The sequence below is a fragment of the Microvirga sp. KLBC 81 genome (assembly GCF_003075415.1).
In the GTDB taxonomy this organism is placed as follows: Bacteria; Pseudomonadota; Alphaproteobacteria; order Rhizobiales; family Beijerinckiaceae; genus Microvirga.
This window is the reverse complement of sequence record NZ_QDAH01000014.1, coordinates 53,431-76,406: the sequence shown is the minus strand read 5'-3', so window position 1 is coordinate 76,406 and position 22,976 is coordinate 53,431. Positions and strand designations below refer to the sequence as shown.

General features: G+C 60.6%; 20 protein-coding genes and 5 pseudogenes. 11 read left to right on the top strand and 14 right to left on the bottom strand.

Going from position 1 to position 22,976, the window contains the following annotated elements; genetic code table 11:
* Nucleotides 1-12 precede the first annotated feature (12 nt).
* The 10 genes and pseudogenes from DC522_RS36850 to DC522_RS12010 form a co-directional block, all read right to left on the bottom strand.
* Nucleotides 13-270, bottom strand: coding sequence for a GcrA family cell cycle regulator (locus DC522_RS36850; RefSeq protein ID WP_116528950.1), 258 nt, complete (start codon nucleotides 268-270; stop codon nucleotides 13-15).
* A 46-nt stretch (nucleotides 271-316) separates the two neighbouring features.
* Nucleotides 317-847, bottom strand: coding sequence for a hypothetical protein (locus DC522_RS12050; protein WP_116528949.1), 531 nt, complete (start codon nucleotides 845-847; stop codon nucleotides 317-319).
* A gap of 854 nt (nucleotides 848-1,701) precedes the next feature.
* Nucleotides 1,702-2,801, bottom strand: a pseudogene (locus DC522_RS12045) (IS110 family transposase).
* 331 nt (nucleotides 2,802-3,132) lie between these two features.
* Nucleotides 3,133-4,185 (bottom strand): ABC transporter substrate-binding protein, encoded by a 1,053-nt coding sequence (locus DC522_RS12040; RefSeq protein ID WP_116528948.1) that lies wholly within the window; start codon nucleotides 4,183-4,185, stop codon nucleotides 3,133-3,135.
* Entirely contained in the window at nucleotides 4,182-5,357 is a 1,176-nt protein-coding gene (locus DC522_RS12035) for an FAD-binding oxidoreductase (protein ID WP_116528947.1), read from the bottom strand. The genes DC522_RS12040 and DC522_RS12035 overlap by 4 nt, the downstream gene beginning before the upstream one ends.
* Nucleotides 5,354-6,730: an NAD(P)/FAD-dependent oxidoreductase gene (locus DC522_RS12030; RefSeq protein WP_116528946.1), complete on the bottom strand. Its 1,377-nt coding sequence runs from the start codon at nucleotides 6,728-6,730 to the stop codon at nucleotides 5,354-5,356. The genes DC522_RS12035 and DC522_RS12030 overlap by 4 nt, the downstream gene beginning before the upstream one ends.
* On the bottom strand, nucleotides 6,727-7,017 hold the full coding sequence (locus tag DC522_RS12025) for a (2Fe-2S)-binding protein (RefSeq protein WP_116528945.1): 291 nt from the start codon (nucleotides 7,015-7,017) through the stop codon (nucleotides 6,727-6,729). The genes DC522_RS12030 and DC522_RS12025 overlap by 4 nt, the downstream gene beginning before the upstream one ends.
* Nucleotides 7,018-7,027: 10 nt before the next feature.
* Complete coding sequence (locus tag DC522_RS12020; protein WP_116528975.1) at nucleotides 7,028-7,822, bottom strand: ABC transporter permease; 795 nt, start codon at nucleotides 7,820-7,822, stop codon at nucleotides 7,028-7,030.
* Between the two features lie 5 nt (nucleotides 7,823-7,827).
* The gene (locus DC522_RS12015; protein ID WP_116528944.1) at nucleotides 7,828-8,688 is read right to left on the bottom strand and encodes an ABC transporter permease; all 861 of its coding nucleotides are present in this window, start codon (nucleotides 8,686-8,688) and stop codon (nucleotides 7,828-7,830) included.
* 9 nt (nucleotides 8,689-8,697) lie between these two features.
* Complete coding sequence (locus tag DC522_RS12010) at nucleotides 8,698-9,762, bottom strand: ABC transporter ATP-binding protein (RefSeq protein ID WP_116528943.1); 1,065 nt, start codon at nucleotides 9,760-9,762, stop codon at nucleotides 8,698-8,700.
* A 179-nt stretch (nucleotides 9,763-9,941) separates the two neighbouring features.
* Here DC522_RS12010 and DC522_RS12005 point away from each other — a divergent pair, with 179 nt between their 5' ends.
* A complete protein-coding gene (locus tag DC522_RS12005) occupies nucleotides 9,942-10,754 on the top strand; it encodes an IclR family transcriptional regulator (protein ID WP_116528942.1) in 813 nt (270 codons plus the stop codon).
* 223 nt (nucleotides 10,755-10,977) lie between these two features.
* Here the strand turns inward: DC522_RS12005 and DC522_RS12000 are convergent, their stop codons facing one another.
* From DC522_RS12000 to DC522_RS36845, 4 genes and pseudogenes are all read right to left on the bottom strand, one after another.
* A complete protein-coding gene (locus DC522_RS12000; RefSeq protein WP_116528941.1) occupies nucleotides 10,978-11,910 on the bottom strand; it encodes an SDR family oxidoreductase in 933 nt (310 codons plus the stop codon).
* Between the two features lie 89 nt (nucleotides 11,911-11,999).
* A pseudogene (gene serA, locus DC522_RS11995) lies at nucleotides 12,000-13,242 on the bottom strand (phosphoglycerate dehydrogenase).
* A gap of 114 nt (nucleotides 13,243-13,356) precedes the next feature.
* The gene (locus tag DC522_RS11990) at nucleotides 13,357-14,094 is read right to left on the bottom strand and encodes an FCD domain-containing protein (RefSeq protein ID WP_371679406.1); all 738 of its coding nucleotides are present in this window, start codon (nucleotides 14,092-14,094) and stop codon (nucleotides 13,357-13,359) included.
* 6 nt (nucleotides 14,095-14,100) lie between these two features.
* Nucleotides 14,101-14,256 (bottom strand): annotated as a pseudogene (locus DC522_RS36845) (GntR family transcriptional regulator); the annotation flags it as partial.
* Between the two features lie 20 nt (nucleotides 14,257-14,276).
* Here DC522_RS36845 and DC522_RS11985 point away from each other — a divergent pair.
* The 10 genes and pseudogenes from DC522_RS11985 to DC522_RS11945 all read left to right on the top strand — a co-directional run.
* A pseudogene (locus DC522_RS11985) lies at nucleotides 14,277-14,528 on the top strand (hypothetical protein); the annotation flags it as partial.
* Between the two features lie 61 nt (nucleotides 14,529-14,589).
* Nucleotides 14,590-14,805: pseudogene (locus DC522_RS37215) on the top strand (Ldh family oxidoreductase); the annotation flags it as partial.
* Nucleotides 14,806-14,881: 76 nt separating this feature from the next.
* Complete coding sequence (locus DC522_RS11980; RefSeq protein WP_245444101.1) at nucleotides 14,882-15,703, top strand: Ldh family oxidoreductase; 822 nt, start codon at nucleotides 14,882-14,884, stop codon at nucleotides 15,701-15,703.
* Between the two features lie 17 nt (nucleotides 15,704-15,720).
* Nucleotides 15,721-16,506 (top strand): hydroxypyruvate isomerase family protein, encoded by a 786-nt coding sequence (locus DC522_RS11975; RefSeq protein ID WP_116528939.1) that lies wholly within the window; start codon nucleotides 15,721-15,723, stop codon nucleotides 16,504-16,506.
* A 57-nt stretch (nucleotides 16,507-16,563) separates the two neighbouring features.
* Nucleotides 16,564-16,863 (top strand): antibiotic biosynthesis monooxygenase, encoded by a 300-nt coding sequence (locus DC522_RS11970; protein WP_116528938.1) that lies wholly within the window; start codon nucleotides 16,564-16,566, stop codon nucleotides 16,861-16,863.
* 71 nt (nucleotides 16,864-16,934) lie between these two features.
* Nucleotides 16,935-18,215: a DUF3422 family protein gene (locus tag DC522_RS11965; RefSeq protein WP_371679392.1), complete on the top strand. Its 1,281-nt coding sequence runs from the start codon at nucleotides 16,935-16,937 to the stop codon at nucleotides 18,213-18,215.
* 38 nt (nucleotides 18,216-18,253) lie between these two features.
* Complete coding sequence (locus tag DC522_RS11960; RefSeq protein WP_165820132.1) at nucleotides 18,254-19,327, top strand: AbrB family transcriptional regulator; 1,074 nt, start codon at nucleotides 18,254-18,256, stop codon at nucleotides 19,325-19,327.
* Between the two features lie 281 nt (nucleotides 19,328-19,608).
* Nucleotides 19,609-20,538 carry a GntR family transcriptional regulator gene (locus tag DC522_RS11955; RefSeq protein WP_116528937.1) on the top strand — a complete coding sequence of 310 codons (930 nt, stop codon included), beginning with the start codon at nucleotides 19,609-19,611 and terminating at the stop codon, nucleotides 20,536-20,538.
* A 96-nt stretch (nucleotides 20,539-20,634) separates the two neighbouring features.
* Nucleotides 20,635-21,726 (top strand): isocitrate/isopropylmalate dehydrogenase family protein, encoded by a 1,092-nt coding sequence (locus DC522_RS11950; protein WP_116528936.1) that lies wholly within the window; start codon nucleotides 20,635-20,637, stop codon nucleotides 21,724-21,726.
* Between the two features lie 134 nt (nucleotides 21,727-21,860).
* Nucleotides 21,861-22,970: an ABC transporter substrate-binding protein gene (locus DC522_RS11945; protein ID WP_116528935.1), complete on the top strand. Its 1,110-nt coding sequence runs from the start codon at nucleotides 21,861-21,863 to the stop codon at nucleotides 22,968-22,970.
* The last annotated feature ends 6 nt before the right edge of the window (nucleotides 22,971-22,976 follow it).

The following is a 22,976-nucleotide window of genomic DNA, read 5'->3' as shown; positions in this document are numbered from 1 at the left end:
AGGCCCACATCGTCAGCGTGCGCGGTTCTTCAGCTTGGGCTTGCGCTGAAGTTTCTGATTGCTCCCTCCCGGACGTGATGCCCGAGTACGCTTGAGAGCTGCTCTCTTACTGCCTTGCTTGCCCGTTAGCCCGAGACGGTGAGCCTTTCCGATCACGGCATTGCGCGTGACGCCCCCACCAAGCTTCTCCGCAATCATGCGGGCCGTCTCTCCGGCCAGCCAAAGGCGTGTCAGCAACTCCATTCGTTGCTCGTCCCAGTGCGCCGTCATGCCGACTCCTGAACCTTCCCACCTCCAGCAATCGTCCGTAGAGCGGTCAGCCAGCAGACGCCGTCTCTTTAGTTCCGAACCAGTTCTTGATCTTAGCAAAGAGAGGTGTGTCGGGGACTGACGTGGGAGTGCTCGCCCTGGCCTGGACGGCTTCCATCCTGGTCCTCACCTCGACTGGTGCGAACGATTCCGCCTGTCGCCCAATGGCCAGCGCTCCTTCGAGAACCTGAAGACCTTTGTCGAACGGAAAGCGAGGGTAATCGCCAGGCATGTTCAGATTGATGTAGGTTGCCCGTTCGCGTTCGACCTCCGGTGTATCGGCACAGGCCAAGCGGGTCACAAACGGCAGCAGCAGCTGCCGCTGCGCATCACTGGCTTCATCGTTCAGCAGCATCGCCAACCGGCAAATCGGGCGCGAGAAGCAATCCGGCATCTCCTCGACCGCTCGGATCGGCTTGTACTCGAAGCCAGCAGCAACCAGAGCCGCCTCGTTGATGCAAGTCCCGCCATCCTTGCCAGGGAACGGGTGTGATCCTGCCTTGAGCTTCCAATTCAGGAGGTGATTGAAGCCTTCCATGGTGGCCATCCTCGTGGCGCCCCCACACCAAGAATGTTGATCGTTCTGAACTATCCCTGTCAATCAACAACTACAGCCATGCTTCAACTCTGATGGCCGAAGTCCAGCAAGTTCTGGAGAAGGCAAGCAGGAGTGAAGAAAGCCCCGCCGTGCAGCGGATCAAGCATCTCGCGCAGGTCACCGCCGGGGTATTTGCCATGCGCTTGAGGTGAGCAGCTTTCCGGTTGTAGGGAAGGGTAGGGGAGTTTTACATTCCATTCCCAATCCATTGCTCTCACCCCCACGAATCTCATGTTTTACACTTAAGTGACTGAGTTTCTTTGATGCGCCTCTGGCTTCTCATCAGAGGGTCCTGGGTTCGAGTCCCAGCGCGCTCACCACCTCAAACCCTTAACCGGCAAGGGTTTTAAGGTTTTTCTTCGTCTGCAGTCCCGAGCCTTATCTTCTTTCGGGTAACGCTACGGGTAACAGCAGACTAACTTTGAGCACCCCACAGCCTCGACTCACTCAGTGCTGGGCAGCCGAACGTCTGCAACTTCGCGATGAGCAGACTTTTACACGGCCGCGCTTAGCGGCAGCTTTTGACCCGATGTATGGACCGGCCGAGCGTCGCAAGAGGTGTTCGAAATAGAGAGGTTGGTCTTGCGCTCATGGATCCGGCCCACATGTGGAGCAGCGCTCCTGGCCATCATGGATATCCACGCGCATCCGGTCTCATCGGCGGCTCGGCCGTGACTGGCCAAACGGGTCACCGGAGTTTGGATGCGACGGTGCGAGCGTTCTCCATCTCGTCTTCCTCTCGCAGACCTCGGCGAGTTCCAAGCAGCGACTGATGCGGGCAGAGGCCTTCAGCCTCACTCCACCGCAGCCGCGGCTCGTGGTTCATAAGTGCGGTTCTGGCTCAGCACGCTCCGGGCAATCCGGGCCAGCTTGTTGGCCAGAGCCGCCGCGAGCACGTTGTGGTGCAGGCGTGTCGAAGCAGCCGTGAGCCAGTTCCCGAAACTGTGCTGGCGCCACTTGGCCGGCCCGAGCAGCAGCATGCGAGCAGCCAGAACCAGGAGCGAGCGGAGATAGCTGCTGCCGCGCCTGGACAGGCGGCCCAGGATCGTGCGGTCACCTGTTGAGGCCCGTTTCGGCACCAGCCCGAGCCAGGCGCCGAAGGCGCGTCCCCGGCGCAAGGCGGCGCCGTTGCCGATGCCGGCCACCATGGCACTGGCGATGATCGGTCCCATCCCGGCACGCTCATCAGGCGCTGGCAGGCCTCGTCCGCCGCCGCCAGAGCTTGGATCTCTTCCGTGACCGCATCGATGCGCTCGTCGAGATGATGCCGGTCCTGCATCAATCCCTCAATCATTTGCGTCATGCGGGGCGTGAGCACGTCCATCCGCTGGGCGAGAATGTCCGGCAGGGCCTGCCGCAGGGATCGCAGGCCCTGGCGCACCGCGCTCCAGCAGGAAGGCGCGGATCTGGTTGATCACCCCCGTGCGCTGGCTCACCAGGCGTGAGCGGACACGGTGGAGCGCTTGCCGGTCGAGTTGCTCGACCGTCTTAGTTGGCACGAAGCGCATGGTCGGCCGCTGCCCCGCCTCGGCAAGGGCTTCGGCAAGGGCTTCGGCATCGCGGCAGTCGTTCCTGTGGCTCTTGCGGAAGGGCTTCACGAACTGCGCCGGGATCAGTCGCACGTCATGCCCGAGCGCCAGCAACTGGCGGCTGAGATGATGGGCACCGACGCAGGCTTCCATGCCGATCAGGCCGACCGGCATGTTGGCCAGGCGCGCCTCGACCGGGGTGCCTCGACCTGGCCGCGGGACAGCGTCTGGCGCAGCACAATGGCGCCGCGCCCATCCAGGCCAATCAGGTGGAAGGTGATCTTGCCGATGTCGATGCCGAGGGTGGCAACAGACTGAAGCGGCGCTGTGGCATGGCTCAGACCCTCGTGCTGGGCACCCCTCATGAAGGGGGCGCCGGTAAGCACGGCCGGTCCATCCCATTAGAGCATCGTGCGGAAAAGTGGATCCGGTTTTCCGCACGATGCTCTCATTCAAGGAGAAAGCATCGGACCCAAAAGTGCAAATCCACTTGTGGGTCCGATGCTGTAGCGGTCATTCCGAACAAGCGCAGAGGCTCCTGGCTCGGCCTAGAGATGACTCCGAGTGGATGGCTTGGATCGGAGGTTAACGAGGACGCTGCCTATTGAGCTTGCTGCAGGTCTCTGCTGCGGTTCAGTCAGTCCGGGAGTCGAACAAGGTGGATGCATCGAGCATCCACCTTGTTTCATGATCTTATCAGCGCTCGATAGTCTTGTTCCAGCGGCTGTTCCATTCAGGCCGCTTCTCATTGATCGTATCCCAGTCGAGGGTGACGGCAGTCTTCATGTACTCGTGGAACTTCTTGAACTTGACTTCTGCCTCCGGCGTGGGGGCCTTGGCGTTCACGTTCGAGGGAACGATGTTGCCGTACTGGAGCGCCTTGCTCTGAGCTTCTGGCGAGAGGAGATAGGCAGCAAGCTTCTGTGCCAGTTCCGGCTCGCTGTTGTTGGCAATGACGCACTGGGTCACCATCAACACGACGGAGCCTTCCTTGGGCTGGGCATATTCCACCGGGATGTTCTTCTCCTGATGGGCCGCCACGGCGGTGGGCGTCAGCGGGAAGATCGCAGCTTCGCCCGTCTGCACCATCTCGGAGATCTTGGCCGAACTCGGGATGTATTCGAGCACGTTCGGGCCAATGGTGTCCTTGAACTTGGAGAAGCCTGGCTCGACGTTCTTCTCGTTGCCGCCCTGGATTCGGTTGAACATCAGGAAGGCATGCAGGCCGAAGGACGAGGCAGCAGCCGATTGGAACACGACCTTCCCCTTGTACTTCGGGTCAGCGAGATCCATCCAGGAGGTCGGCGGGGCCCAGCCCTTCTCCTCGAACATCTTCTTGTTGTAGGCGAGGCCTGTCATGCCGAGGTCGATGCCGATAGCCATGTCGTCCTTCAGCCGGGTTCCCGGAGCGAGATCTGCCAGGGCCGGCGTATCCTTGATCTTCTCGCAGAGGCCAGCACCGATGGCGCGGATCATGACGCCGTCGTCGAGGAACATCACGTGCATCTGGGGATTGGCTTTGGCTGCGGTGGCCTTGGCCAGAATGTCGGATGATGTGCCGGGCACAACGACAACTTTCACGTCGTTCGCTTTCTCGAAATCCGGAAAGACATGTTGGGTGAAGGTTCTTTCGAAGTTGCCGCCGTTCATGCCGACATAGAGCGTCTTCGTCTGCGCTTGGGCTGCGCCGGCGGCGGTGATGGCGAGCACGGCGAAGGCCGTGGCCTGCAAAAGCTTGGTCTTGGTCATTGCGCTGTTTCCCTCTTTATTGGCTCAGCTACGCTACCCGCCCGGGAGCTTTGGACCGTGCGGGTAAATCTATCGATGGCGAAAGCTTGGATCGGCGTGCGGCTTTCACCGTCACGGACGAGCTCGGCCAGGACTTCGCCAACCCCCGGCGCGATCTGAAATCCGGCTCCCGAGAAGCCGAATGCGTGAACAAGGTTCGGAGTTGTCCGGCTGAAGCTGATCACCGGGTTTCGGTCCGCCATCTCGCCTTCCGTGCCACTCCAGAAACGGATGGCGTAGGCAGACCGCAGGGCTGGGAACAGCGCTGCAGCGCGGTTCATGATGGTGACGGCGCCTGGGCCCGTGGGACGGGAGAAGTCGGAATCCGCAAGCGGCTCACCCCGCATGCCGCCGACGATGCAGTTGCCGCGCTCCACCTGACGCGCATAGATGCCGCCGCCCTCGGCACCAATATTCACGTCCATGAACACGTTCAGGGGCTCTGTGACGATCATACTCGGGTAAATGCGATTGAGTGGTACGGGCTCGCCGAAAGCTTCCGCGAAGGGACCTGCCCAAGCTCCGGCGCTGTTGATGACGAATCGCGCCTTGATCTGCGTGCCTGAACCTGCCGTCAGATAAAAGCCGCCCGGCGCCTTCTCGACATGGGATACAGGGGTATGTTCGAGAACATCCACACCGGCCAGCCGGGCTGCATGGGCGAAGGCTGCGGAGACGAGGCGTGGATTGGCATGTCCGTCACCCGGGCATAGCGATGCTCCTGCGACATTTCCCGCGATCCAGGGAAAACGCTCCCGAAGCTGGTTGCTGCCGATCAGCTCGAGATCGAGCCCCAGCTCCGCGACGCGCGCGGCATAGGCTTCGAGGGAGGCCATCTCGACCTCGGTCCTGGCCAGCTTGAGATGGCCCGAGCGCACGAATTCGCCGTCGATGCCAATGATCTCCCTCAGGCGCGGCCAGATGGCATGGGCCCGTTGGGAAAGGGCGATCTGCTCCGGAGGGCGACCCTGACGACGCACACCGCCGTAGTTCACGCCACTCGCCTGCGCGCCGCAGAAGCCCTTGTCGAGAAGGACTACGGAAAACCCCATGCGCCGCAGGGCGAGCGCTGCGGAACTTCCGACAAGCCCGCCACCGATGATGGCGACATCCCTGAGAAGTGTCTGGCTCATGCGGCTTCTCCATCCGCCGCAATCTCAAGGGGAAGGGGCTTGATCGGCGGCTGCGCGCGCAATCGTCCGACGGAGTCCAGCGACTGACCGCATGCGGTTGCCAGAACTTCCGCCGCAGCGCTTCCGCACATCCGTCCCTGGCACCGGCCCATGCCGACACGTGTCAGTGCCTTGAGACGGTTGAGTTCGAAAACTCCTTGATCGCGCACAGCAGCGCGCACATGGCCGACGGAAATCTCCTCGCATCGGCAGAGGGTCACGTCGTCGGCGATGCTGCTCGCCCACGGATCGGGAAAAGGGAAGGCCGCTTCGAGAACGTCACGGAAGCGATGGATGGCGGCAAGCCTACGCTCCAGCACGCTGATCCGCGCGCGGTCGACCGAAAAGCCTGCATCTTCGAGAAGAGTGAGACCGACCCGCTCTCCAGCGAGTTCGGCTGCATCCGCGCCGGCAATGCCGGCACCGTCGCCCGCGATATAGATGCCCGGCACGCTGGTGCGTCCAGCCATGTCGCGTTCAGGTCGCCACGCCCGATCCCGCGCATCGAAGATGAAGCGGCATCCCGCAAGATCCGCAAGCTGCGTTTCGGAGCGCAGCGCGAAGCCGTAACCGACTGCATCGCAGGCAAGGCGATGCTCCCTGCCGCGCTCGCGCCAGACGATCCCCTCGACCCTGGCCCTGCCCTCGATCTGGACCGGTTGAACACCGAACTGAACGGGGACGCCTCTCGCCATCAGTTCGGCCGCATAGCGGAAACCGCGCAGCACGACGGCAGGCTGAGCCAGCAGGCCGCGAAGGAGATGAAGCTTTGCTGAGAATGGTGCTGTATCCAGCACGGCGGCAACCTTGGCGCCGGCTTTCACGTATTGCCAGGCGACGAGATAGAGCAGAGGGCCCGAGCCGAGAAAGACGACCTGTTCGCCGATGGCGCAGCCTTGCGACTTCAAAGCAATCTGCGAGCCACCGAGGGTGAAGACTCCAGGCGTGGTCCAACCATGGAAGGGAAGCACGCGGTCAGTCGCGCCTGTAGCAAGGATCAAGTGGCTGAAGCTGATGCGGCGGGTCCGATTGCCGGTTGCAACATCGGCTGCCTTGTCGCGGACGTTCCACACCAGGGTCTCCGGGAGATAATCGATCCGATCCCTGATCTGCGCGAAGGTTTCATGCAGGGCAGTCGCCTTCGCAGCCTCTGATCCATAGAGATCCTGCGGAGAACGCTCGTCGGGCACGAGCCTCTGGCGATAGATTTGCCCGCCACCAGACGGCGCCTCATCGACGACAATAGGTCTGATGCCCGCGCCCACGAGCGTCTGCGCGGCACGAATGCCGGCAGGACCGGCGCCGACGATCAGCGGTCGAAGTGCGTCGCTCACGATTGGGGCTCCGTGATGGTTCGAAGGTTCATCCCCGCTTCGAGTACCGTGTTGCAGGCGCGGATGCGCTTGCCTTCGGCCGTCAGGATCCAGCAATCCTGACAGGCTCCCATCTGGCAGAAGCCGGCACGCGGCTCGTGCGAGAAATCGCTGAGGCGCAAGCAATCGACTTGCGTAAGAACAGCAGTCAGAACCGTGTCGCCTGCGCGGCCGGAGCAGGCCTCGCCATTCAGGGTGAAAGCGACGGTCGGCAGTTCCTGTCGGGCAAGGCGTTTGAGAAGAGCCATATGCGTTTCCTCAGCGCTGTCCGACCAGGATGCGGTCGAGCCCGAAGGCACGGTCCAGCACCAGCATGGCGACTGCGGTGATGGCAATCATGAGGGTCGAGACCGCTGCCATCATCGGATCGATGGATTCCGTCGCGTACATGTACATGCGCACCGGCAACGTCACGGTCGCAGGTGAGGTGACGAAGATCGACATGGTCAGTTCGTCGAAGCTGTTGATGAAAGCCAGCAGCCACCCACCCGTGATGCCGGGAAGGATCATGGGGGCGGTGATGCGGCGGAATGCGGTCCATTCTCCCGCGCCGAGCGTTTGCGCGGCTTGCTCGGCGCTGCGGTCCAGACCCGACAACGCCGCCAGCACGAGGCGCAGCACATAGGGTGTCACGACGATGATGTGCGTTGCGACAAGCCACGCGAAGCTCCCCGTGACACCGAGGAGAGCAAAGAGACGGAGAAAGGCGACGCCGAGCACCAGATGGGGAATGATCAGTGGCGACAGGAACAGGGCGTTCAGGAAATCCCGGCCTGGGAAAGCATAGCGGCTGATGGCGAGCCCCGCAGGCACTGCGAGGGCGACGGCCAGTGTGGCGGAGAGCATCGCCAGCCAGATGCTGTTCCAGAAGGACGTCACGAAATCCGGATGCGCGAAGACGGCCTTGAACCAGCGTAGTGACAAGCCTGTCGTCGGCAGGCTCAGTGTGTTCTCGGGCGTGAACGCGACGAGGCAGATGATGACGAGCGGTGCCAGAACGAAGACCAGGACGAGGGTGTGAAAGATGAGGGCGATGGGGCCGTTCTTTTGCATGGTGGTCACCCCAGTGTCCGGCGTGCGCGCGTCTCAACCATGCGGTTGTAAGCCAGCATGATGCAGAGGTTTGCGACAAGCACGATGATTGCGATGCTTGCTCCGAGCGGCCAGTTCAGCTCGTGCAGATACTCGTCATAGACCAGCGTCGCCGCCATCTTGAGACGGCGGCCGCCGAGGAGCGCCGGAACGGCGAAGGCACTCGCCGATAGTCCGAAGACGATGAGGCTGCCGGAGAGCATGCCGAGCGTCACCTGGGGCATGACCACCCGGCGAAGGGCCGTGAAGCGCGAGGCGCCAAGTGTCCAGGCGGCAGCCTCGACCATAGGATCGAGCTTCTGCAGTGCCGTCCACACCGGAATGACCATGAACGGCAGCATGACGTGGACGAGAGCGATGACGATGGCCGTCTCGGTATAGAGGATCTTGGCCGCCGGAAATCCGAACAGCTCGAGAGATTGGTTCACGAGCCCCTGCGAACCGAGCAGCATGCTCCACCCGAAGGTGCGGACGACGACGGAGACGAGCAGCGGACCAATGATGACGAGAAGGAAGATGGAGCGCCACGGATCGCGCATGCGCGACAGGATGTAGGCCTCCGGAACGCCTATGGCCGCGCAAATGAGCGTGGTCAGCGCAGCGATCCGCAAGGTTCTCCAGAAGATGCTGAGGTAGTACTCGTCGGTGACGACGGCGACATAGTGCGACAGAGTGAAGGTGTTCTGAATGCCGCTCGAATGATCATAGGCGTGAAACGACAGAATGACCGTCAGCGCCAGCGGTAGAAGTACCAGTCCGACGAAGAAAAGAGCTCCGGGGCCGGCAAGGAGCCATGGAACGGGGACGTGGGAAGAGCGTGCGGTCATTTCTGCTCCTCAAGCCGCTGCGGCGGTATCCGCGATGACCCGGAGATTGGCGGCCGACCAGTCGAGACCGACTGGCGATCCCTCCTCGGGAGGTTCCCCACCCTGATTGGGCGCGGAGACCGTCATGACCCCGATAGGTGTGTCGACGGTAAAGAGCCATTGGCTGCCCAGGAAGAAGCGGCTGGCGACACGCCCATCGAGGCGGCCGGTTCCCGCTTCGCGCAGCAGGATCTTCTCGGGGCGGATCGAGAGCGTGACGGGTGCCGCGACCGGGATATCCGCCGCTGCGGCCTCAAGCAGGACGCCTCCGATATCCACGGCGCTTGATGTACCGTTGCGGCGCCAGGTGCCGGCGAGAAGGTTGGTCTTGCCGACGAAGGACGAAATGAACGCGTTCGAGGGCTGCTCGTAGAGCCGGTAGGGGACATCTACCTGCGTCATGCGTCCGCCTTCCATCACGACCACGCGGTCGCTGATAGAGAGCGCTTCGGCCTGATCGTGCGTGACCATGATGGTCGTCGTGTCGACCTTGCGCTGGATCCGGCGTAACTCGAACTGCATCTCTTCCCGCAGCTTGGCATCGAGGTTGGACAGGGGCTCGTCCAGCAGGAGAACGGGTGGCGCGATCACAAGGGCGCGGGCGATGGCGACACGCTGTCTTTGTCCACCCGAGAGCTGGCGGGGATAGCGGTCGGCGAAGGAAGAGAGTTGGACGAGCGAGAGCGCTTCGCGCACGCGCTCGGTGCGCTCCGCTTGCGGCACGCGCCGCATTTCGAGGCCGAAGGCGACGTTCTGCGCAACGGTCATGTGAGGAAAGAGGGCGTAGCTCTGGAAGACGACGCCAAGGCCGCGGCGATTGGGCTTCTCATGGGTAATGTCGCGACCGTCGAGGGAAATCCAGCCCTGTGTCGGATCGACGAGCCCGGCAATCATCTGCAACGTCGTTGTCTTCCCGCAGCCTGAGGGGCCAAGAAGCGAGACAAATTCGCCCTTGTCGATTTTCAGGCTGACATCGCGAACGGCCGTGAACGTTCCGAATTCCTTGGAAACCCCTTCGAGCGTCAGGAATGCCATCTTGTCCTCCGATCATTGCGAAGCATCAGGCCGCAGCCCGAGTGAGCATGAGGCTCGGATCGACATCACTGCCAATGCCCTGAGCCAAGTCAACGCGCTAATTTCGTATAATGAAATTCTTTTGACTTTTCTTCCGTATAATGGAAGAAAGCTTGATCCATTAGGTAAAAGAATTTTCGATGTCGGAAGATACTATATCCGGGACACGGCGCGCTCTTGCTCTTCTCAAGGTCCTTGGAGCCGGAAACCCTCAAGGCATGCGCTTGACCGACATCGCCGGGGTAAGCGGGATGAACCAACCGAGCGCCCATAGGGCCTTGAAGGTCCTGATGGCTGAAGGCTTCGTCGAGCAGGTCGAAGCAAGCCGAAAGTACCGACTGGCCCTCGACTTCTTCGTCCTGGCCGCGCGAGCCGCGCATGCAGGTGGGTTGCGCAGCACGGCCCGACCGGCGCTTCTGCGTCTGTCCTCAACCTTGAGCGATAGCGTCTTTCTTCTGGTTCGGAACGGTTTCGACGCTGTCTGCCTGGACCGGGTGGAGGGTCCATTCCCGATCAGAACCTTCACGGGCGATATCGGCGGCAAGGTGCCTCTCGGTATCGGGCAGGGCAGTCTCGCCATCCTTTCGTTTCTGCCGGAGGAGGAGCGCGAAACGGTCATCCGCTTCAACATCCCGCGTCTGCTCGACCGGGGGAGCTTCGACGAGGTTGGGTTGCGGATGCAGATCCAGAATGTCCGCAAGACAGGCTTTGCCAGCCTCAACACAGGCCTCATCCCCGGAATGGCCGGAGTGGGCGTTCCGATCCTCGATCCGGAGGGGCGTGCAGTGGCCGCCCTGAGCATCGGGACTTTGTCGGAGCGGCTGGAGGGGGGCCGTCTGCCGCTTGTGGTCGAGTTGCTGCGGAAGGAAGCGGATGGGATTGCTCGGCAACTCAACCCCTTCGATCCAACCCTCCGCTATCCCACCCGAAGCCTTGGGACGGAAGCAACATAGTCTGCCTTCAAGCGGCTTCGGTTATAATGACCAAAGGACCGCTTTTGGCACCAAGCAGAAATCAGCTGAACTTCAGGAGCGCGGCAATGAGCGGACGTTCACGAGGCGCCGCTCCAAAAAACGGGATAGCCGCAAAAATGCTTCACCGGGACCCAAGGCGCTCTACAGCCTCGGACGTGAAAAGTGGATTTGCACTTTTGGGACCCATCCGATGCTTTCTCCTTCAATGAGAGCATCGTTGAGAGCGGACCTTCGGTTCCGCACGATGCTCTAGAGCTTCCATGCAGGTTTGTGACGTATCTCCAACGAGAGCCCTCAATCCTTCGCGGTACGTAGGGTAAAGTAGCGTCACTCCGAGATCAGTCTTGATACGGACGTTCCGGACTCGATTGTTGCCCTGATAGAACGACCGAGCCGGTGAGGGCAACGGGCCTTCCGCGAACGGAGTCGCTGGGAGGGGCTCTCGCCCAAGCAGGCTAGCCGCGAAGGCGATGACCTCTTCAGGCCGAGTCGGCTCGTCATCGGCCACATTATAGATCGCACTCCGGCTCGGGCGCTCCATCGAGGACATCAGCACCTGGGCGACGTCGCTCGCGTGAATGCGGTTCAAAACCTGGCCCGACTTCACGCTCCGTTTGGCACGGCCTTCAGCGAGTTGCCGAAGAGGGTTGCGTCCGGGGCCATAAACATTTGCGAGGCGAAAAATCTGGACGGAAAATTGCGCTTGCTGCCCCAGCCGGAGCCATCGCTGCTCGGCTTCTAAGCGGTGCCTGGATCGAGGCGTATCAAGGTCGGGCGTTGTACTCTCGTCTACCCACGAGCCTTGAGCATCACCGTAAACGTCAACAGTGGAAAGATATCCGACCCAACGCAGGCGGCGGGCTGACCGGATCGCATCTGTGAAGAAATCGAGTACAGGATCCGCACCAAGGTTAGGTGGGATGGAGACGAGGAGGGCATCGGCTGACGCAAGCTCGTCGAGAATGCGGAGATCGTATCCAGTATCCTTGAAGCGATATGCGATGACTTCTGGTCCCTCCAGAAGCCGTGATTGATCCGGTGAGTGCGACGTTCCACAAATCCGCGTGATCCGCTCTCCATAGCGGGCGATGAAATTACGCGCTGTATAACCCAATCCGAAGACGAACAGGTTCACGTGACCGAATTCCCTTGAAGAGTTTCAGCAAAAAAAGCAGAGTCCGGAGAAACCAGCATGCCGTCGAGACAAGACAGCATTGTACGATTCTAGTACAGGAGCCGCGCCCGGATTGTCCCCTCTAAAGAGCGGATCTCCTCAAGAGCTCTCCGGCTCTGCATGGGGTCTCCTTCCGCCTCGATAACCACATAACCGACTTCGCTGTCGGTCTGCAAGTGCTGCGCCGTGATGTTGAGACCTCGTTGCGAGAACACTTGGTTGAGGCGCCCCAGCATACCAGGCACATTCTGATGGATGTGAATGTGTCTTGTGCCCGCTGGTCGGCGGGGCAGTTGAACCTGCGGAAAGTTTACAGCGCCGATCGTTGAGCCGACATCTGAGAAATCGATGAGCTTCTTGGCAACTTCCTCCCCAATCCTCTCTTGAGCCTCTTGGGTGGAGGCACCGATGTGTGGGGTGGGGTGAGGATGCGTTGTCGAGCCCTTGAAGAGGCGAGTGGAAAGCATCCTTGCTGGAGGCGGGCTCGACAGGGAATACGTCGATCGCGGCTCCCCGCAGATGGCCGCTCTTCAGCGACACCGCGAGTGCTTCGAGATCAGCCACGGTGCCGCGGCTGTTATTGATGAGAAAAGCGCCTTTCTTCATAGAAGCGATCTCGGCAGCACCAATCATGCCATGGGTAGCGGGTGTCTCGGGCACGTGCAGGCTCACCACATCACTCTGGCTCAGCAGGTCCTGAAGATTGGCAGTCGGTTCCGTGTTGCCGTGCCGCAGTTTGTCGGTGTGATCGTAGAAGATAACCCTCATGCCCATAGCTTCGGCCAGATATGAGAGCTGAGAGCCAATGTTGCCGTAACCTACGATGCCGAGCGTCTTGCCGCGAACCTCATGACTATCTGTCGCCGACTTGTCCCAGCCACCGGCATGGGCTGAGGTCGATTTCGGGAACACACGCCGGAACAGCATGATGATCTCACCCAGCGTGAGTTCGGCCACGCTGCGGGTGTTGGAGAAGGGCGCATTGAGAACGGGGACGCCGGCCAATCGGGCCGCGTCGAGATCTACTTGGTTTGTGCCTACGCTGAAGCAACCGACCGCAATGAGACGGTCCGCGGCTGCAAAGGTCTCTTGGGTCAGCTGCGTCCGCGAGCGGATGCCGAGCAGATGCACACCCTGAATGGCGGCTCGCAACTCATCTTCGTCGAGAGCCGTCTTGAGATAGGTCAGGTTTGTGTAACCCGCCGCGCGCAGCAGATCGACGGCGCTGTCATTGACGCCCTCAAGCAGGAGAACACGGATCCTATCCTTTGGAAGCGAGAGCAAATCAGTCATGAAAGTCTCTGCGGTCTATGCTTGGAGAAACGAACGGTGGCAACGACCCTGTCGTGGTGAGCGCGCGCGGAGTTGTGCTGCCAATTCCATGGGGCGTGTGATCGCCGCATCCCACTATTCTGCCGCGGCTCGCTTGCCGCGAAGATCTGCGGTCGCCTGTTCTTGCCGCTTGTCCCGGGCGGCAGTCTTCAGCGTGCTAAGCTCCGTCAGGTGCTGTCTCATGAATTCGGATGCTTCAACCCTTTTATCTGCGAGCAACAGATCCAGCAGATGGACATGCTCTCGGCAGCGGCCAACGGCGCTATCGCGGTCGAGCATTTGCCGGTAGTCGATCAGTCGTCGTACTCGGTCGATCCGCCTCAGGGCGTCAATAAAGAAGCTGTTCTGGCAGCATTCGATGATGGCTTCGTGCATGCCGCTGTTCAGCTCGAAGAGCTTTGCATCCGATACTTCCCAGATACCCCCGTCGACGAGCCACTGCTGCTGCTCTCTGCAACGCTCCAGGGCAGGGCGGTTCAATGTGAAGCGAGGCTCTAGGATCGCTGCTGGCTCAATCAGGAGGCGAAAACGGTAGCTGTCCTCGTAGGCCTGGAGAGACGTCAACACCGGCAGAAAGGCCCAGCCGTGTCCGGGAAGACGCTCGATCCAGCCCTCGTTGGTGATGCGCCGCAGGATCCGCGCAAGACGGGCGCGGGTGAGATCATATCGGCGCAGCATTTCATTCTCGGTAATCCTCTCCGGAAGCCTGCCGTTGAGCCTGTCGTCGGCGATCTGGAGGTAGATCTGTTCGTCGTCATCGAATGACGGTGCCTCAAGAGCTGCAGGCAGCGCACCGTCGGGCTTGGCGATCACGAATCCTCCGCGCTCACTGGGCTGTACGATGCCAGCCTCCTCAAGGAGGCGCAGTGCGCCCCTGACCGGGGACCGCGACACGCGAAACAGCTCCGCAAGCTTCCGCTCGGTGAGGCGCTCTCCCGCTCCAAGCCCTTCCGACCGGATGTGCTCAACGATTTGGCTGGCGAGCTGAGTGCATTGGCATCGTCGGCTTTGGGATGCGCGTGCTCGATGTGCCGGTTGCGCCTAGCGTCGTCGGTCTCATCCTCGGTCCCTTGGCGGAGCAGCAGTTCCGTCGCGCGCTGACGATCAGCCAAGGTGACCTCAGCGTCTTCTTGACCCATCCGATTGCACTGTCCCTGCTCGTGATCGCCGCGCTGCTGGTGTTGATCCCGGTGATCCTGCGGAGTCGTCGCGCGAGCGGCCCGGAAGGCACAGTGACCTCAGCGTGATGCTCTCAGTGGCAGGTTAAGACGCGGCTTCGGCGCTACGCACCGGAGCGCGCAATACGGGATGAAAGTTGAAAGGAAGCGAAAAATGAGCAACAGCCCAGTTTCAGCAGACCGTCTCCTCGATTTCGCGACAGCCGTTTATGTATCCGCGGGCATGTCAGAGGCGGATGCTAAGCTGGCTACCGACACCCTCGTCCAGGCCGACCTCTGGGGACATCAGTCCCACGGGGTCATGCGCCCGTCGTGGTATATGGCCCGCCTCAAAGCGGGTGTCGTGAAACCTGTCGCCGAGCCTGAGTTCGTCACGGACGCCGGTGCCGTGGTGATGGACGGGACGGGACGGGATGGGCCAGGTGCTGACGGCACTCGCTATGCGCGATGCCATGCGCCGGGCAAAGGCCCATGGGGTCGGCGTTGTGGCGCTCCGCAACTCCAACCATTTCGGCACGGCCATGTATTTCACGCTGATGGCGGCCGCCGAGGGCTGCGTGGCGTTTCTCTCCACCAACTCCAGCCCCGCCATGGCGCCATGGGGCGGACGGGAGAAGACCGTCGGAACCAATCCCTGGTCGTGGGCTGCGCCGGCCGGCCGGCACGCACCCATGGTTCTGGACATCGCCAACACCGCCGTGGCGCGGGGCAAGATCTATCTGGCCCGGCAGAAGGGCCTCTCCATTCCGACAGGCTGGGCCATCAATGCGGACGGGGAGCCGACCACCGATCCGGTCGAGGCCCTGCGCGGCATCACGCTCCCGATGGCCGAGCACAAGGGGTATGCCATCTCGGTCATGATGGACATGCTCTCCGGCATTTTGAGCGGAAGCCAGTTCGGCAAAGGGGTGACCGGTCCCTACCAGGCGGAGCATCCCGGCGGCGTCGGGCATCTCATGATCGTCATGAACATCGAAGCCTTCCAGCCCCAGCAGGAGTTCAACGGCCGGATGGAAGAGCTCATTGCGGAGTTGAAGTCCGTGCCCTTGGCCAAGGGTTTCGACGAGGTCGTCTATCCGGGCGAACTGGAAGCCCGGAACGATGCCAAGAACCGTCGCGAGGGACTTCGTCTTCCTGACGACACGGTCGCTGATCTCGTCGATCTCGCACGGAAGACCGGAACCGAGTCCGTGCTGCCGTTCGACAGAACGATCATTGAGGCCCACCAATCCGTTGCAGGCTAAAGGATAGGGCTCCTTCGATGGTCCGATACAGTGCACACCTGGGCTATCTGTTTGCAGAGATTCCCCTGGAGAAGCGTTTCGCAGCAGCGCGCAAGGCGGGCTTTACCGAGGTGGAACACCCGAACCCGTATGTTATCCCGGCGGAGGAAGTGAATAGACTTTGTTGTGAGAATGACCAGAGGTTCGTTCAACTCGCTCTGCCAGCTGGCAATCCGAGTCGGGGAGAGAAGGGGATCGCCTGCCTTCCGGGGCGGGAGTTAGATTTTCAGTTGAGTGTCGACATGGGCATCACCTATGCAAAGCGGATCGGCAGCCGCTTCGTCCATGTGATGTCCGGTGTCCTGCCTAAAGGCGTGACGCGAGATGAGGTCTGGCCAACCTATGTCAGAAATGTCTGCTTCGCCTGCGAGATGGCCCATGCAGCCGATATACCGGTTCTGATTGAGCCCATCGGATTGGCAACGCTTGCCGGTTACATGATGGACAATCCCTTTCTTGCGTTGCAGGCAATCAAGGAGGTCGGAGCGTCAAATCTTTTCATGCTGTTTGACGCGTTCCATGCGGCGAATGCCGAGATTGATCCCGTCGCCTTCGTCAGGGACCACCATGGCTGCATCGCCCACGTTCACATTGCGGATCATCCCGGTCGGCACGAGCCGGGCTCTGGAGAAATCAACTTTGTGGCTTTGTTTGAGGCACTCGCCGCAGCAAACTACAAGGGATCGATTGGGCTCGAATATGTACCGGCTGCAAGCACAGAGGCGGGCCTCTCTTGGAGGGACCATTTCCCCGTGGCTGTTTGAACTCGGGGCTCGGCAAACGCTCGTATCAGCAATTCAATTCTCAAAGGAGGCTTCAACGTGATCAGGGAAGTGGCAGCAATCGTCGTTAAGGCGGGGATGGAGTCCGAATTCGAGGCAGGCGTGGCCAAAGCGGCTCCCGTGTTCCAGAAGGCCAGGGGATGCAGGAGCTTGAAGCTGCATCGATCCATCGAAAACCCGAGCAATTACCGGTTGATCGTCGGCTGGGAAACGGTGGAGGATCACATGGTTCACTTCCGAAACTCGGAGGGATTTGCCGAATGGCGAAAGCTGGTCTCGCACTGCTTCGAGGCACCGCCCGTGGTTGAGCATACCTCCGAAGTGCTCACCGGATTCTGAGCGAACGCCATCTCAAGGCCTTATTATGGTGATGCAGCCTTCCGGTTGCATCATGTCTGAAGGAGGGCTGCGTGATCCAGGCTTCGGAGATCCATCCGCTACGGGCGCGCGTACTTGCGGAGGTTCATGCTCGCCCGTTCTCTCCTGTTAAGACCCCGACACGGCTTCTGCATCTCGCCTACGTGAACAGCACGGAGGAAGCAGCCGTCCATCGTGACGCACTCATCGACCTTTGCGCGAGCTGCAGTCTGCCGGCACCTGCCACCGACTCGAAGCACATTCGCATTGACGCGCCGGAAGGCGCCCTGGTGTGGGAGAGTCACTCGGAGTTTACCACCTGCACCCAGGAGTTGGCGAATTCCGACCATGCTGCGGCGCCATTTTATCCACCCACCGACTCCTTGCTGCGTAAGGTGAGGAAACTTCCACCGCCAGGCAGGCTTCTCGTTGCCGTTGATCTGCATCTCGTTCCAGACGGCGGCATCCAGACCGGATTGCAGGATGTCTTCAGCCAGACGCAGATCGCAGCCTCGGAAGCAGAGGAGGGTAGGGCTCTTGTCGCAACGGATTTCAAGCCTGATTCCTATGGCTGGGTGCGGATTCTGATCATCAATCGCAGCCTGACGCCGGATCAGGCTGGAGCATTGGTGCAGAGGGTGCTCGAAATAGAGACGTATCGGACGTTCGCACTCCTCGGGCTGCCGGAGGCTCAGGCGCTGGCTCCAATGATCCGGCGGATCGAAGTGGAGCTGCCGGACCTGTTGCAGCAGATGCAGGTGAGCGATGATTTCGAGGCCAACCACCGCTTGCTCGATCGCATCACGGCCCTCGCGGCGGAACTGGAGGCTGGTGCCGCCGCCAGCCTCTATCGCTTTGGGGCAACGCGTGCTTACGACGAACTCGTTCGCCTGCGTCTGAACGCCATTGGCGAGCGGCCGGTGGCAGGCATGCAAAGCTGGTCCGGATTCCTCTCGCGCCGCCTGAACCCGGCTATGCGAACCTGCGCCTCGACGGAGGAGCGTCAGGCCAACCTGTCGCGCAAGCTTGCAAGGGCGGCACAGCTCCTGCGGGCGCGTGTCGATGTGGCACTTGAGCAGCAGAACCGCAGTCTGTTGGAAGCCATGAATGAACGTGCCCGAACCCAGCTCCGGCTGCAGCAGACGGTCGAAGGACTCTCGGTAGCTGCGATCACCTACTACGTCGCGAGCCTCGCTCATCTTCTTTTCGAAGGAGCCCATGCGGCTGGCCTCCGCGTCGATCCGAATGTGGCGACCGCGTTCATGGTGCCGTTCGCGCTGGTCGGCGTGACTTGGCTGGTTCGACGGATCCGCCGGGGTCACAGCATCGATTGAAGCCGGAATATCAAAGAGGTGAGTTGCTTGAGATCCCAATGGCATTGAAGGGTTGGCTGCGAGCCTTCACGCCTGCGTCGTTTCCATATGTCCGGTTCTTCGCTGCCCTGCTGGTCGGCACTCTGGGAGGGTGGATCTTCGCACGCTCAAATCTACCCTTGCCGTGGATGCTCGGCTCCATGACAGCCTGTACGCTGGCGTCTCTCGTGCGTGCGCCGATTGCGGCTCCAGGCGCCATGCGACCGCCGATGACGATGATCATCGGCGTAATGCTGGGAGCTGGCTTTACACCGCGGATCCTCGAGAGCGTGGGAAACTGGATCCCGACGGTGCTCGGCCTGGTAGGCTTCATTCTGGTCAGCGGCGCTGCCTGCATCGTCTATTTCCGCCGGGTCGCAGGATTCGACGTGACAACGGCATACTTCGCCGGGATGCTTGGCGGCCTTGTGGAGATGGTGATTGCCGGTGAGGATAAGGGCGGCGATGCCCGCACCATCGCACTCGTCCATTCGGCCCGTGTTCTCCTTGTTGTACTCACGCTGCCTTTTCTCGTGCGGCTGATCAGCGGGGCTCCCTTGGGAGCAAGACCGCAATTTGGAGTGTCGGTTTTCGAAACGCCCTGGCTTGATGAGATCTGGCTCCTTGGGACCGCGCTGACCGGAGGCCTGCTCGGGCATATCCTGCGTCTTCCGGCCCGGCTGCTTCTAGGTCCTATGCTGGTCAGCGCCGCGGTGCACACGCTCGGTTGGACCCGCTTCGCGCCAGCCGTCGAGGTCGTCAATCTCGCGCAACTCGTTCTGGGCACAACGATCGGGTGTCGATTTGCCGGTACAGCCTCGCGGGAGATTATCCGCATCCTCGTGCTGTCGCTTGGCTCCACTGCGATCCTGCTTGCCATCACGGCTATGTTCGCGACAGGGGTGAGCCACGTCTCGTCCTACGGCCAGGTCCCGCTGCTTCTGGCCTACTCGCCCGGCGGTTTGGCGGAGATGAGCCTCGTGGCGCTCTCTCTGGGCATCGAGGTCGCGTTTGTCGCTGCCCACCATATCGTCAGGGTGTTCATCGTAATGCTAGGAGCTGTCCCTGTGTTTGGTCTGCTGCGGCGTCTCTAAAGATTGACCCGCTGTTACATAGGCAAGATACCTCGAGACTTGGATCGGCTCTTTTCGTTTCGATCAGGCTAATGATGCAATAAAGTGGCTTTTAGGTACGGAAAAGCCAATAAGTGCAGATTAGGCTTTAGAAGGGCTTGGACCCTGCCGTGTGAGCCTTCCTCCAAACGTCTCGGTCGCGACCCAAGTTGCGGCCGCTTTTTCAGGTTGCGGCATCTTAAGTTCGCTTTTTGCTTCCGTTACAATGCCGAAAACCTATCAAACCGAGAAAGGGTCGAGCAATGCGATCGAACGTTCTTGCCGCCCGAATTGCGAACGAGATCGCTAACCTTATCCGAATTGGCCAGATCGAACCGGGTTCCCATCTCAGCACCCAGAAACTGGCTGATCAGTTCGACGTGTCGCGCTCACCTGTACGGGAAGCCCTGCAAATTCTTGCCGAGCAAGGGCTTGTGGAACTGCATTCCAACCGAGGCTTTTTCGTATGCGCTGCCTCGGGGCAGCCTGCGGCACAGTCGGGCGACACTCCGCTTATGGAAGCGTCGCCGGAGTATCAGAGGCTTGCAGATGATTGGTTGCGCGACAGGATTCCGTCCGAGGTTACAGAGCAACTCCTGCGAGAGCGATACAATCTGACAAAGACCCAGGTTACCGACATTCTCATGCGAGCCTCGCGTGAGGGATGGGCTGAGCCAAAGCAGGGCTATGGCTGGCGTTTCCTCCCGGTCGCAAAGACAGCTGAGGCATTCGAGCAAATCTACCGCTTTCGTATGCTGATCGAGCCAGCCGCCATGCTGGAGCCGACTTTTCGGCTGGACAAAAAGGTTTTAGCCGAACAGCGCCGCATCCAGGAAGGCATGCTTGCTTCCGACATCGCACGTCTTCCGGCCGAGTGGTTGCTGAATGCCGGTGCGGTTTTTCACGAGGAACTGATTAAACTCTCGGGCAATCCGTTTTTCCACCAAGCCCTCGTGCGTGTAAACCGAATGCGGCGGCTTCTAGAATATCGCTCTCAAGTGGACCGTAACCGGCTGCAAAGGCAATGCAGCGATCATCTTGAGATCATTAGTCTTCTTGAACGCGGTGAGGTCATCGAAGCTTCGTACCGGATGCGTCAGCATCTCGGTGGCGCCCTGGTGGCGAAATCGCCGATGCGCTGGGACGGGGATCGGGTCGTTCAAGATACGACAAAAGAATACCTCGAGCTGTGAAAAACGGATTGCTTTTTTATCCGTAAAAAGCCAACTTTGGTCATCCAATAATTTGGGTGCGGCAGCACGGCTACCCGCCCACACAGGGAGACCAAGATGCGCATTATGGTGCTGCCATGCGATGGCATTGGACCGGAGATCACAGAAGCAACGATGAAGGTGCTCGAGGCGGCCAACAGCGCCTACGGCCTTGGCCTGTCCTTCGACTACGAAGATGTCGGGTTCACGAGCCTTGAGAAGTACGGGACCACGCTCCGCCCGGAGACACTCGAAAAAGCCAAGACCTATGACGGCATCATCTTAGGACCCCAGTCCCATATGGATTATCCGCCTTGCGATCAGGGCGGTGTCAACGTCTCTGCTGGATTCCGAGTCGGCCTCGACCTCTACGTCAACGTCCGGCCCGCGCGCTCGCGCCCGTTTCTAGATCGTGGCAGCAAGAACATGGATCTCGTCATCATGCGCGAGGCGACGGAAGGGTTCTATCCCGACCGCAACATGCACAAGGGCATCGGCGAGTTCATGCCGACGGAGGATGTGGCTCTGTCCGTCCGCAAGATCACTCGGAAGGCCTGCGAGCGCATTGCCCGCGCAGCGTTCATCCTTGCCACGAAGCGGAACAAGAAGGTGACGGCCGTTCATAAGGCCAACAATTTCATCATCACCGATGGCCTGTTCATGGAGTGCGTGCGAAAGGTCCATGAGGAGTTTCCCGAAGTTGCTCTCAACGACGTCATCATCGACGCGATGGCCGCCCATCTTGTCCGTGATCCTTCCCGCTATGACGTGATCGTTGCGACCAATTTCTACTCGGACATCCTGTCCGACCTCGCGAGCGAACTGTCCGGCAGCCTCGGTCTGGCCGGTTCCATCAACGCCAATTCGGAGACGGGACTGGTCTGTGCCCAGGCACAGCACGGCTCGGCACCTGACATCCAGGGGCAGGACGTCGCCAACCCGACCTCGCTGATTTTGTCGGCCGCAATGATGCTCGCGTGGCTTGGTGAGCAGCGGAAGATCCCCGCGCTGGAGGCTGCCGCGGCTGAAATCGAGCGTGCCGTTGACGACGTGCTGGCAAATCCCGCCACCCGCACCCGTGATCTCGGCGGCAAGATCGGCTGCCGCGATTTCGGTGCGCGGGTCGCCGCCGCTATCGGCAATCCAGGCGCGGCGAAGAAAACCGCCTGACGACTTCTGGCGATCGGCCGAACCAAACTCAGTCGGTCGCACCTATGGCCAAGGCCATCCCGCCAGCATCGGCGCAAGAAACGAGACGGCGCATTGAAGCGCCCCAACCATAGATCACCACAGGGAGTGGAAACATGAAGCTAGCCTCTAAGGCCATGCAACGTCTGTCCTGGGCAACGGCCATTCTTGCAGTAACGGCTATCCCAGCGCTCGCACAGGATGTGCCCGCCGCATATCCCGCTGATTACGCCAACGTCATCGCGGCGGCAAAAAAGGAAGGCACCGTCACAATCTATACCTCTACCGATCAAGCCCAGGCTCAACCTTTCCTCGATGCCTTCGCCAAGAAGTTCCCCGGCATCAAGGTCGAGTACAACGATCTCGGCACGAACGGCGCTTACAACCGCGTGATCTCTGAAGCGGCAGCCGGACAGGTCGGGGCCGATGTGGTTTGGAGCTCGGCCATGGACTACCAGGTGTCGCTGGTGAAAGGCGGTCATACGGAAGCCTATAAGTCGCCAGAGGCTTCCAATGTTCCGGATTGGGGCAAATACAAGGACACGCTCTACGCAACCAGCGTCGAGCCGATCGGTATCATCTACAACACGAAGGCGTTACCGGAAAACCGCGTTCCGAAGACCCGCGCCGAGCTGATCAAGTTCCTGCAGGACAACAAGAGTGAACTCAAAGGTAAGGTCGCGACCTTCGACCCTGAAAAGAGCGGCTCCGGCTTCCTCCATCACACCAACGATGCACGCCAGACCAAGGATTTCTGGGATCTCGCCAAGGCTTTCGGTGCTGTGAGTGGACGCACCTATTCGAGCTCTGGCTCGATGAAGGAGACGGTCGTCTCCGGTGAGAACGTGATCGCCTTCAACATCATCGGCTCCTACGGTCTGCAGTGGGTCAAGGAAAGCCCGAACCTGGGTGTAGCCTTTGGTAAGGACTACACGCCTGCTTTCTCGCGTGTGGCGCTCATCACGAAGAAGGCTCCTCATCCGAATGCCGCAAAGGTGCTTGTCGACTTCATGCTGTCCAAGGAAGGTCAGACCGCTCTTGCTGCAGGCGGAATCCCGTCGGTTCGCACTGATGTGGAGCAAGGCTTTAATTTGAAGAGCCTGACAGAGCGTGTTGGGGGCAACCTGAAGCCGATCGCCCTCGACGACCACCTCCTGGAATATCTCAATCCGCAGAAGCGCGTGCAGTTTTTCCGCGAGTGGAAGGCGTCTCTGAGCGGCTCATAAGACGTT

Bases quoted from the DNA above. Each gene is read 5' to 3' on its own strand.
- DC522_RS36850 (WP_116528950.1), bottom strand. From the start codon at position 270: ATGACGGCGCACTGGGACGAGCAACGAATGGAGTTGCTGACACGCCTT.
- DC522_RS12010 (WP_116528943.1), bottom strand. From the start codon at position 9,762: ATGGCATTCCTGACGCTCGAAGGGGTTTCCAAGGAATTCGGAACGTTC.
- DC522_RS11960 (WP_165820132.1), top strand. From the start codon at position 18,254: ATGGCATTGAAGGGTTGGCTGCGAGCCTTCACGCCTGCGTCGTTTCCA.
- DC522_RS12020 (WP_116528975.1), bottom strand. From the start codon at position 7,822: ATGCAAAAGAACGGCCCCATCGCCCTCATCTTTCACACCCTCGTCCTG.
- DC522_RS12050 (WP_116528949.1), bottom strand. From the start codon at position 847: ATGGAAGGCTTCAATCACCTCCTGAATTGGAAGCTCAAGGCAGGATCA.
- DC522_RS12025 (WP_116528945.1), bottom strand. From the start codon at position 7,017: ATGGCTCTTCTCAAACGCCTTGCCCGACAGGAACTGCCGACCGTCGCT.
- DC522_RS12035 (WP_116528947.1), bottom strand. From the start codon at position 5,357: ATGAGCCAGACACTTCTCAGGGATGTCGCCATCATCGGTGGCGGGCTT.
- DC522_RS12005 (WP_116528942.1), top strand. From the start codon at position 9,942: ATGTCGGAAGATACTATATCCGGGACACGGCGCGCTCTTGCTCTTCTC.
- DC522_RS11975 (WP_116528939.1), top strand. From the start codon at position 15,721: ATGGTCCGATACAGTGCACACCTGGGCTATCTGTTTGCAGAGATTCCC.
- DC522_RS12040 (WP_116528948.1), bottom strand. From the start codon at position 4,185: ATGACCAAGACCAAGCTTTTGCAGGCCACGGCCTTCGCCGTGCTCGCC.
- DC522_RS12015 (WP_116528944.1), bottom strand. From the start codon at position 8,688: ATGACCGCACGCTCTTCCCACGTCCCCGTTCCATGGCTCCTTGCCGGC.
- DC522_RS11945 (WP_116528935.1), top strand. From the start codon at position 21,861: ATGAAGCTAGCCTCTAAGGCCATGCAACGTCTGTCCTGGGCAACGGCC.
- DC522_RS11955 (WP_116528937.1), top strand. From the start codon at position 19,609: ATGCGATCGAACGTTCTTGCCGCCCGAATTGCGAACGAGATCGCTAAC.
- DC522_RS11950 (WP_116528936.1), top strand. From the start codon at position 20,635: ATGCGCATTATGGTGCTGCCATGCGATGGCATTGGACCGGAGATCACA.